At 48.4% G+C, this 713-nt stretch carries 2 tRNA genes and 2 rRNA genes; all 4 read left to right on the top strand.

Annotated features, from left to right (window positions below):
* A 16S ribosomal RNA gene (locus NNL21_RS36105) occupies positions 1 to 56 on the top strand; the annotation flags it as partial.
* Positions 57 to 211: 155 nt separating this feature from the next.
* Positions 212 to 328: ribosomal RNA gene (gene rrf, locus NNL21_RS36100) — 5S ribosomal RNA — on the top strand.
* Positions 329 to 360: 32 nt separating this feature from the next.
* A tRNA-Ile gene (locus NNL21_RS36095) sits at positions 361 to 437 on the top strand.
* A 27-nt stretch (positions 438 to 464) separates the two neighbouring features.
* Positions 465 to 540 (top strand) — tRNA-Ala (locus tag NNL21_RS36090).
* The last annotated feature ends 173 nt before the right edge of the window (positions 541 to 713 follow it).

The raw sequence follows: 713 nt of genomic DNA, 5'->3' as shown, positions 1-713 counted from the left end.
GGGTGAAGTCGTAACAAGGTAGCCGTATCGGAAGGTGCGGCTGGATCACCTCCTTTCTAAGGAAATACCTGATCTCGATGAAGATCAGATACTTTGACAGGTATCGCTCATGTTCAGTTTTGAGGGAATAAATTGGACCCCAAAAAGTGACGCTAAGCTTTGTAGCTTATGCAGATTACTTTCCGGGGACCCCATATAACCTCAACATCCGTTTGGTAGTAATGGCGAAGGGGAACCACGCGTACCCATCTCGAACACGACCGTTAAGCCCTTCAGCGCCGATGGTACTTGGACCGCAGGGTCCTGGAAGAGTAGGACGCTGCCAAGCGGATGGATTTAATCCATTCAGTAATAGAACGAGGGCCTTTAGCTCAGCTGGTTAGAGCGCACCCCTGATAAGGGTGAGGTCGGTGGTTCGAGTCCACTAAGGCCCACCATATTTGCTACATGCAAAAACTTATTCCGGGGCCATAGCTCAGCTGGGAGAGCGCCTGCCTTGCAAGCAGGAGGTCAGGAGTTCGATCCTCCTTGGCTCCACCAACAAAACATTGCATCTCAATGAACAAGCGAGATACTGGCTTGTGCATTTGCACCTTGAAAACTGGATATGAAATTTGCGTAAACATCTTATAGCTGAGTTTTATTCGCAGCTTGGATTATACGGTTGTAGGTTTTGCTTCGGCATTTGCCTGCATCAGTTGATCTAAATTGCA

The organism is Paenibacillus mendelii (assembly GCF_024498075.1).
In the GTDB taxonomy this organism is placed as follows: domain Bacteria; phylum Bacillota; class Bacilli; order Paenibacillales; family Paenibacillaceae; genus Paenibacillus_Z; species Paenibacillus_Z mendelii.
Note: the sequence above shows the minus strand (reverse complement) of the source record. Positions and strands in the feature narration are given on the sequence as shown.